Source organism: Streptomyces sp. IBSBF 3136, from assembly GCF_036815105.1.
Taxonomy (GTDB): domain Bacteria; phylum Actinomycetota; class Actinomycetes; order Streptomycetales; family Streptomycetaceae; genus Streptomyces.
In genome coordinates this window covers 5,225-12,923 of sequence record NZ_JAJSZC010000228.1, presented here as the reverse complement: position 1 = coordinate 12,923, position 7,699 = coordinate 5,225, and the positions used below count along the sequence as shown (strand labels likewise).

Sequence of the window (7,699 nt, the reverse complement as noted above, 5' to 3'; positions counted from 1 at the left end):
GGGTGGGTGGGGGGATGCCCCGGCGGCACGCCGGTGCGTCAGGGGAGCGTGCCGAGTTGTCGCGGGCAGATCAACCCCGTTCGGGGGGCCGGCCGGCCGCCGGCGCGCACACCTCCACCGGATCCCCTCACCCGCGGGGGAACCCGCCGCTCGAACCCCAGGTCGTGGCCTTGATTGAAAGCCCGAAGCAACACCGGAGGAGCCTTCGTGACTCTTTCTGCACAGGACGCGCACGCATCCGGACCCGGAGATTCCCGGACGGGCGTGTGACGGGTGGGGTGGCGGTGCCCCGGCAGGCGCCCGGAACGCCCGAGGGCCCTCCGAGCGAGGCGGAGGGCCCTCGGGTGACCGCGTGGCGGTCAGTACGTGTGCAGGGTCAGGCCGTAGCGGTTGAGGATCTCGTTGACGGGCTGGAACCAGGTCTCGCCGCCGCCGCTGCAGTTGCCCCAGCCGCCTGAGGTGACGCCCTGCGCCTGGTCCCCGGTGATGAAGGAGCCGCCGGAGTCGCCGGGTTCGGCGCAGGCGCTCGTCCTGGTCAGCTGGTGCACCGCGCCCTGGCTGTAGTTGACGGTCTCGTTCAGGGCCAGCACCGTGCCGCAGTGCCAATGGGAGGTCGACCCGGACCGGCAGACCGAGGAGCCGACGGGGGCCACGGCCGAGCCGCGCACGAGCTGATCGGGCACCGTGCCCCAGCCGAGCACGACCGGGACCGTCCACCAGCCGCTGCCCACGCTCACCCAGGCGTAGTCGTTGTCCGGGAACGAGGAGCCCTGGAAGGTGCCGATGTAGGAGCCGTCCCAGCCGTTGACCCCGGCTCCGGGCTGGGCGCAGTGCCCGGCGGTGACGAAGCCGCCGTACACCGAGAAGCCTATGGAGCAACGGACGTTGCCCGTGTAGTAGGGGTCTCCGCCGACCGTGCCGGCGGCCAGCGTGCGCGGGGCGGAACGGACGGTCCGGACGGTGACCGGCCCCGTCGCGCGGGCCCGGGACAGGAACCGCCGGACATCGTTGTCGGAGCGCGCGGAGCGGGCGATGTCGACGACGACCTTGTTGGCCTTCGGGTCGACGTGCCAGCTGCTCACACCGGACGGGGCGGACATCCGGTCGATGCGTGCCTTGACGCCGTCCAGCCGCCGGGCGCTGTGCGCGACCGTACGGACGTCGGCGCCGGCCGCTTCGATGGTGCGGCGGGCGGCCGGTGTGGCCCGCGGTGTGAGCGCGACCGTCAGGCGTCCGCGCCCGGGGTCGAACCAGGAGCCCGCGTAGGCGCCGCCGGCCGCGCGGCGCGCCCTGGGGGCGAGTGCCGAGGCGGCCCGCTCGGCCTTGAGCCGGGTCTCGGCCTGCTCGCGGGTGAGGCCGAGATCCCGCCTCATGGCGGTCAGGATCCCGTCGGCGGCGGGCTCGGCCGAGGCGGTCCCGGACGCGGTCCGGTTGGTGGGGCCGGTGGCCGAGGCGGGGAAGGCGCCCGCCGCGCTCAGGCCGCCGACGATGAGGCACGCGGCCAGGAGTGGGTGCACAAGTCTTCTGCGGTGCATGGGAGTTGCCCTTCGTCGTTCCAGTGGTGGGGTGGAACAGCCGATTTCTGAGAGCGCTCTCATGTGGCGAGGCAGAGCCTAGCCATCCCTGAGCGTCAGGTCCATGCCAATGCAGCACTTCCGTGTCGTGCTCCGCTGGACGGGTGACGGCCCATCGGGTGAAGCCGGACCGGGAAAGGGCAGACCGCCGCCGGACCGGACCGGCCTCGCGCCCCTCGCGAACGCGGGTCCAACCGACCTGCCGCACCAGGGAGAACGTCTGTCAAGGCGGGCGGCCCGAAGGGGCGGGCGTGCCGGGCGGAGCGCGCCGGGCGACGGTACAGGAGAGGTATGCGACACTCCCGGACAGCGTCCTACGCGGTCTCCCTGCTCCTCGCCGCCGCCTGCGCCCTCGCGGGCCCGGCGACCGCGGAACCGGCGCCCCGCACGACGGCCACCGGCTATGTGGCCCTCGGCGACTCCTACTCGGCCGGCGTCGGAGCCGGCGACTACCTCGGCTCCGACGCCGGCTGTCTACGCAGCGGCCGGGCGTTCCCCGCCCTGTGGGCAGCGGCGCACCGGCCGTCCTCGTTCGCCTTCACCGCGTGCAACGGCGCCCGGACCAAGGACGTGCTGGCCGGGCAGCTCCGTCCGCTCGGCCCCGGTACCGGCCTGGTCAGTGTCACGGTGGGCGGCAGTGACGCCGGCTTCGGCCGGGTCATGGCGACCTGCGTGCTCCCCGGCCGCACCGCCTGCCTGTCCGCGATCAGCGGTGCGCTGTCGTACGTCGACGGGACGCTCGCGGGCGACCTCGACCGGCTCTACGCGGCCGTCCGGAGCAAGGCGCCCGCCGCCCGTGTGGTGGTGCTGGGCTACCCGCACTTCTACCGGCTCCACGGCACCTGTTCGGGCGGCCTCCAGGACGTCGAGCGGTCGGCGCTCAACGCCGCGGTGGACCACCTCGACAACGTGATCGCGCGGCACGCCCTCGACCACGGCTTCGTCTACGCCGACCCCCGGACAACCTTCGCCGGGCACGAGATCTGCTCCGCCGGCCCGTGGCTGCGCAGCGTCACCTGGACGGACCTCACCGAGTCGTACCACCCCACGGCGCCCGGTCAGGCGCTCGGCTACCTGCCGCTGTTCGCCGGCGCGGCGGTGTGAGGGACGCCCGGCGGGCTGGGCAGCGGCCGCCAACCGACCGGTACGTTCCGCATGACCAGCGCGCAGTCCAGGGTCGCGGCCCCGGGCGGGAAGCGGCCCGGGTCGTCGAAGAAGGAGGACGCGGCGGCCCGGACCCGTCCGGCCTCCACGCGCCAGGCGTCGGTGCGCAGCTCCATGCCCTCCAGGTGGCCCGACCGGGTGGGCGAGAGTCCTCTCGTGCCGCGCCGGAAGAAACGGGACGCCTCGGTGAGGTCGGCGAAGAGCAGACTGCCGCGCAGGGCGTCGGACACGTCGACGGTGACGTCCACCCGCGTGTCGCCGTCCCGGGTCGCCAGCGCCACACGGATCCTGCGGGACGTCTCGCACACCTCGAAGTCGGCGCGGCCGTGCTCGCCGGGGAACACGCGGCCGCCGGCCCAGGCGTTGACGCGCGAGGCGGTGTCCCGGCGCGGGATGTACACACCGGTCTCGACGCCGTCCGGACCGTCCCACTCGACGGCGATGCGATGCGCGGCGTTCTCGCTGCGCAGCCCGAGCGCCTTGGGCGTCCACACCGGCCGTACGTCCCCGAGGCGCAGCAGGCAGATGCCCGCGACCGCGTACCCCCGTACCAGTTGTGGGCGCAGCGGCTCGGGCAGGAGGCGTGCCGCGGCCTCCGGGGCGACCCGGTAGTTCACCAGAAGCCGTCGTTCGATGACGCTGGACAGGTGCGGCTGCCTCATGCTTCCCCCGGTTCTTCGGACTTTCCGTTGTGCGCCCCAGGGCGCCATCTGGTGTGGCGGAGCACGATCTGCTCGGGGCAGACGGCGCTGAGGAACCGGCCGACGCCGGTCGCCAGGCGGTCCTCGGCAAGGGTGTAGAGGATCCGGTTGCCGTCACGGCGCTCGGTGACCAGGCCGGCCCCCTTGAGCACCCCGAGGTGCCGTGAGACGGAGGGCGCGCTGATCGGGAACCTGCCCGCGATCTCGCCGGCCGCCAGTTCGCCCTGCCTCAGGTACTCGAGGATCTGACGCCTCGTCGGGTCGGCGAGGGCCCGGAAGACCCCTGTCTCGTCCTGCGCTTCTGCCACACCAGATATTTAGCATGTTGGCTAAGGAGCTAACAAGGGAATCGTCGGATCCCTCGGGGGTTCCTCGGGGCGGCGTGCCCGTCGTACCTCCTCGACGATCGCCCAGGCGTCCGCCACCGGGCCCACGTGACCGAGCTTGTCGGGGTTGAGGACGGTGCGGATCGCCTGGATCCGGCCGTCGAGGATCTCCAGTGCCCAGGTGTTGACCACTTTGCCGTCCCGGTCGCGGAAGACGGCGCCAGGCCGGCCGTTCACCTGGCGGGGTTCCACCACGCCGCCGACCCGCAGGAACGGCGAGAGGAGGACGGAGAGCGCCCAGGCCACCTTCTCGGCACCGAACACGCCCTTGCCCCACCGCGGTGCCTTGCCCCCGCTGTCACCGATCAGGTGGACGTCGGCGGCGAGCAGCTCGCGCAGCCCGTCGACGTCGCCCTCCCTGAAGGCCTCGAAGAACCGTTCGGCGAGTTCCTCGCGTTCCTTGCGGTCGGCCGCGAAACGCGGCCGACCGGCGTCCATGTGACGGCGTGCCCGCACCGCGAGCTGACGGCACGCCGGCTCGGCGCGTCCCACCGCCGACGCGATCTCGGCGAAGCCGAAGCCGAAGACCTCCCGCAGCACGAACACGGCCCGTTCGAGCGGAGTGAGCCGTTCGAGCAGGAGCAGGGCCGCCGTCGACACCGAGTCGGCCAGCTCCGCGGACCGGGCCGGATCCTCGTAGGGGTCGGCGAGCAGCGGCTCGGGGAACCAGGGCCCCACGTACTCCTCCCGGCGGACCCGCGCGGAGCGCAGCACGTCGATCGAGAGGCGGGTCACCACCGAGGAGAGGAACGCCGTGACCGAGACGGGGCGCGTCGTGGTGGTCTCGTAGCGGAGCCAGGTCTCCTGGACCGCGTCCTCGGCCTCGCTCACGCTGCCCAGGATCCGGTAGGAGATCGAGAACAGCAGCGGCCGCAGTTCCTCGAACTCCTCCGCACGGGTGGTGCCGCTTCCCTCGGGCGCCGTCATGCCAGCTCCTCCTCGAAGCCCTGGCGCCACGTCGGGTGGCGCAGTTCCCAGCCGAGTTCGCGCTTGGCCTTCGCGTTGGAGAAGCCGCGTCCCTCGGTCATCATGACGACCGCCTGGTCACCGGCGAGCAGCCGGGCCAGCCACACCGGGACCCGCATCGGCCGTTTCGCTCCCGCGCAGGCGGCCAGCCAGGGAAGCCACTCGCTCGCGGGGGCGGGCTCGTCGTCGACGATGTTGAACACGCCCCGGGCTTTTTGCTCCACGGCCAGGACGGTGGCGCCCGCGGCGTCGTCGAGGTGCACCCACGAGCTGTAGCCGGTCCCCCGCCCGACGAGCGGGTACTGCCGCTTGCGGATCAGCTCGACCTGGTCGTCGATGGCGCCGGGGCCGTAGAACGCGCCGTAGCGCAGGACGGCGCCGCCGGCCCCGAGGACGGCGTCCTCGGCGTAGCGCAGCGTTTCCAGGCCGGCCTGCGCCGCCGTGCCCTGGAGCAGGTCGAGCGGGTCGTCCTCGGTCTTCACCGGGCCGCCCTCGCGGATCCCGTTCCAGCTGGCGTACCCCTGGGCGACGACGTGCGGCACCCCGGTCGCCGCGGCCGCGGCCAGCAGGTGGTCCGTGCCCTCTCTGCGCAGCCGGTTGGTCCTGGCGAACCAGCGGTCCGGATGCTTGATGTCGGGCTTGCCGGCGTGCGCCACGGAGATCGCGGTCATCTGGTGCACGACCGCGTCCGGCCCGGCCGCGGCCACCGCCTCTCCCACCGACTCCGCGTCCAGCCCGTCCATCACGACGCCCGTCGCGCCCAGCCGCTGCACCAGGCCCAGCTTGGCGGCGCTCGTCGTCGTGGCCGTCACCTGATGCCCCCGCGCCACCAGCTGCGGCACCAGCCGCCGCCCCAGCACCCCGCTGCCGCCTGCCACGAACACCCGCATGATCGTCGTCCTCCAGGTTCGGGGAATCGTCTCCCGGACTCGAGACGGGACAGCCCCGTCGTTCGTGACATCGGTGCGGCGGGTGCGGCGGCTCGGCTCGGCAGGCTCGGCGGGCCGGCGGCCGGGGGCCCGGCCACCGCCGAATGGATGGATCTTGTGACCAGTCCGCTCGTCCCATCGGGTGGGGGGCGCCACGAAACCTACGTTGGGGCCATGAGTTCCCTTGTGAGCCGGCCGCCGTCGGTGGTGAGGCAGCCTTCGATGGGCGAGTTCCAGGAGTGCGGCCACCGCGTGGGCCACAACGATGCGAAGGGCTCGCCGCGCATCGGGGCGTTCCTGAGCCCTGAGGACCCGCTGTGGTACCCGCGCCGTTCGACGGCCTCGCCGGCCCTGGACCGCGGCTCCTGTTCCTGCCGGCGCGTGCTCCGGGGAGAGCACCGCCGGGGTACGGCCACCCGGGTGCGACGGCTGTGTGCCACCTACGACGAGGGCAGCCGCTGCCCGCCGTCCACCCTCGGAATCGACCCGCGCGGGCGCCTTTGAGAACTCTCGGGCGGTGATCGACCCACTTGCTCCTGTGCGAGGTTGAACAATGGACTTCTCCAGTGCGCTGAGGCACCTCTCCGAGGCGCAGAAACCCGGTAGAGGAGTGTCCCTCTACACCCGGTTCGTCAACCGGCCGGCCGGCCGGCTGCTCGCGGCCGGCGCGCACCGGGCCGGGCTGACTCCCAACCAGGTGACCGCCGCCAGCGCCGCCGTCACGTTCACGGCTCTCGTCGCCATCGCCTGCTGCCAGCCCGTGCCGGCGCTCGGGCACTGGGTCGCCCTGGCCCTGGTGCTCGGCTTCGCCCTCGACTCCGCGGACGGTCAGCTGGCCCGGCTGCACCGCACCGCGAGCCCGACCGGCGAGTGGTCTGACCACGTGGTGGACTGCGGGAAGCTCCTGGGCATCCACTCGGCCGTCCTGATCTCCTTCTTCCGCTTCTTCGACCTGCCGCATCCGGCCCTGCTGCTCGCCCCGCTCGTCTTCCAGTTCTCGGCCGTGCTGCTGTTCTTCGGCGGGATCCTGACGGAGCAGCTGCGCAGACGGCAGACCGAGCCCGACGCCGGGGGCAGGCCCCTGTCCGCCGTCCGCGGCATGGCGCTGCTGCCCCTGGACTACGGGCTGCTGTGCATGACGTTCGTGTTCCTGGGCCACCGGCAGGTCTTCCTCGCGCTGTACGCCACCCTGCTGGCCGCCCACGCGGCGCTCCTGCCCGCCTTCCTCGTCAAGTGGTACCGCGAGCTCGCACACCGCCGCCCGGCGGAGCACTCACGGGCCCTCGCGCTGGGCCGAAGCGCGTGAGGGGACCGGCGGTGCCCGCGCCGTAGGGCAAGGGTGCTCTTGCGGGCCCCGGCGGCCCGGGCCGAGGCGCAGAACGCCGCGGGCGCCGGGCTCAGCGGGGCCGGGGTTGCGCGGGTGCGAGGCTTCACGGGCGCGGGGCTCCGCGGGCGCGGGGCTTCGCGGGCGCGGGGCTTCGCGGGCGCCCGGCCTCACAGGCGCCAGACCCTGGGGCGCCGGACTACCGCGGGCGCGGGGCATCGCAGCGCCCGGCCGAGCGGGTGCTGGGCTTCGCAGGCACCCGGCCTCGTAGGCGCCAGACCTCAGGGCGCCGGACTCCGCGGGCGCGGGGCATCGCAGCGCCAGGCCAAGTGAGTGCGAGGCCTCGCAGGCGCCCGGCCTCACAGGCGCCAGACCTCGCGGGCACCGGCATCCGCAGACGCGGGGCGTCACGGGCTTCGGACTCGGGCGCCGGACTCCGCAGGTGCCGGCACCCCAGGTGCCAGTCCTCGCAGGCACCGGCCTCCGCAGGCGCGGGAATCACAGACTTCGGACCCCGGCGCCGAGCGCCGCGAGCACCGCACTCCACAGGCGCCAGGCCGAGCAACTGCGAGGCTCCACAGGCACCCGGCCTCACAGTCGCCGGGCCTCGCGGGCGCCGGACTCCGCCGACACCGGGCCGAGCAACTGCGAGGCT

8 protein-coding genes are annotated in these 7,699 nt (G+C 73.6%); 3 read left to right on the top strand and 5 right to left on the bottom strand.

From position 1 onward, the window contains the following. Positions 1-359: 359 nt before the first annotated feature. Positions 360-1,535 carry a S1 family peptidase gene (locus tag V7E45_RS33380; protein ID WP_333777989.1) on the bottom strand — a complete coding sequence of 392 codons (1,176 nt, stop codon included), beginning with the start codon at positions 1,533-1,535 and terminating at the stop codon, positions 360-362. A 330-nt stretch (positions 1,536-1,865) separates the two neighbouring features. Between V7E45_RS33380 and V7E45_RS33375 the strand changes: the two genes are divergently transcribed. Further along, a complete protein-coding gene (locus tag V7E45_RS33375; protein WP_333777988.1) occupies positions 1,866-2,678 on the top strand; it encodes an SGNH/GDSL hydrolase family protein in 813 nt (270 codons plus the stop codon). Here the strand turns inward: V7E45_RS33375 and V7E45_RS33370 are convergent. From V7E45_RS33370 to V7E45_RS33355, 4 genes are read right to left on the bottom strand one after another with little or no spacing between them, the layout of a single operon-like run. After that, positions 2,645-3,400, bottom strand: a complete 756-nt coding sequence (locus tag V7E45_RS33370) for a DUF2071 domain-containing protein (RefSeq protein ID WP_333777987.1) — start codon at positions 3,398-3,400, stop codon at positions 2,645-2,647. The two genes, V7E45_RS33375 and V7E45_RS33370, sit on opposite strands and share 34 nt — an antisense overlap. Continuing rightward, positions 3,397-3,747, bottom strand: a complete 351-nt coding sequence (locus V7E45_RS33365; RefSeq protein WP_333777986.1) for a metalloregulator ArsR/SmtB family transcription factor — start codon at positions 3,745-3,747, stop codon at positions 3,397-3,399. The genes V7E45_RS33370 and V7E45_RS33365 overlap by 4 nt, the downstream gene beginning before the upstream one ends. 21 nt (positions 3,748-3,768) lie before the next feature. Continuing rightward, the gene (locus tag V7E45_RS33360) at positions 3,769-4,752 is read right to left on the bottom strand and encodes an RNA polymerase sigma-70 factor (protein WP_333777985.1); all 984 of its coding nucleotides are present in this window, start codon (positions 4,750-4,752) and stop codon (positions 3,769-3,771) included. After that, entirely contained in the window at positions 4,749-5,681 is a 933-nt protein-coding gene (locus V7E45_RS33355) for an NAD-dependent epimerase/dehydratase family protein (RefSeq protein WP_333777984.1), read from the bottom strand. Before V7E45_RS33355 ends, V7E45_RS33360 begins: the two co-directional genes overlap by 4 nt. A 213-nt stretch (positions 5,682-5,894) precedes the next feature. Here V7E45_RS33355 and V7E45_RS33350 point away from each other — a divergent pair, with 213 nt between their 5' ends. Both V7E45_RS33350 and V7E45_RS33345 read left to right on the top strand, forming a co-directional pair. Further along, entirely contained in the window at positions 5,895-6,224 is a 330-nt protein-coding gene (locus V7E45_RS33350) for a hypothetical protein (protein WP_333777983.1), read from the top strand. 49 nt (positions 6,225-6,273) lie between these two features. Beyond that, positions 6,274-7,026 (top strand): CDP-alcohol phosphatidyltransferase family protein, encoded by a 753-nt coding sequence (locus tag V7E45_RS33345; RefSeq protein ID WP_333777982.1) that lies wholly within the window; start codon positions 6,274-6,276, stop codon positions 7,024-7,026. Positions 7,027-7,699: the final 673 nt, after the last annotated feature.

Excerpts from the sequence above, each read along its gene's own strand:
- V7E45_RS33345 (WP_333777982.1), top strand. The coding sequence starts at position 6,274 with ATGGACTTCTCCAGTGCGCTGAGGCACCTCTCCGAGGCGCAGAAACCC.
- V7E45_RS33350 (WP_333777983.1), top strand. The coding sequence starts at position 5,895 with ATGAGTTCCCTTGTGAGCCGGCCGCCGTCGGTGGTGAGGCAGCCTTCG.
- V7E45_RS33360 (WP_333777985.1), bottom strand. The coding sequence starts at position 4,752 with ATGACGGCGCCCGAGGGAAGCGGCACCACCCGTGCGGAGGAGTTCGAG.
- V7E45_RS33355 (WP_333777984.1), bottom strand. The coding sequence starts at position 5,681 with ATGCGGGTGTTCGTGGCAGGCGGCAGCGGGGTGCTGGGGCGGCGGCTG.
- V7E45_RS33370 (WP_333777987.1), bottom strand. The coding sequence starts at position 3,400 with ATGAGGCAGCCGCACCTGTCCAGCGTCATCGAACGACGGCTTCTGGTG.
- V7E45_RS33380 (WP_333777989.1), bottom strand. The coding sequence starts at position 1,535 with ATGCACCGCAGAAGACTTGTGCACCCACTCCTGGCCGCGTGCCTCATC.
- V7E45_RS33375 (WP_333777988.1), top strand. The coding sequence starts at position 1,866 with ATGCGACACTCCCGGACAGCGTCCTACGCGGTCTCCCTGCTCCTCGCC.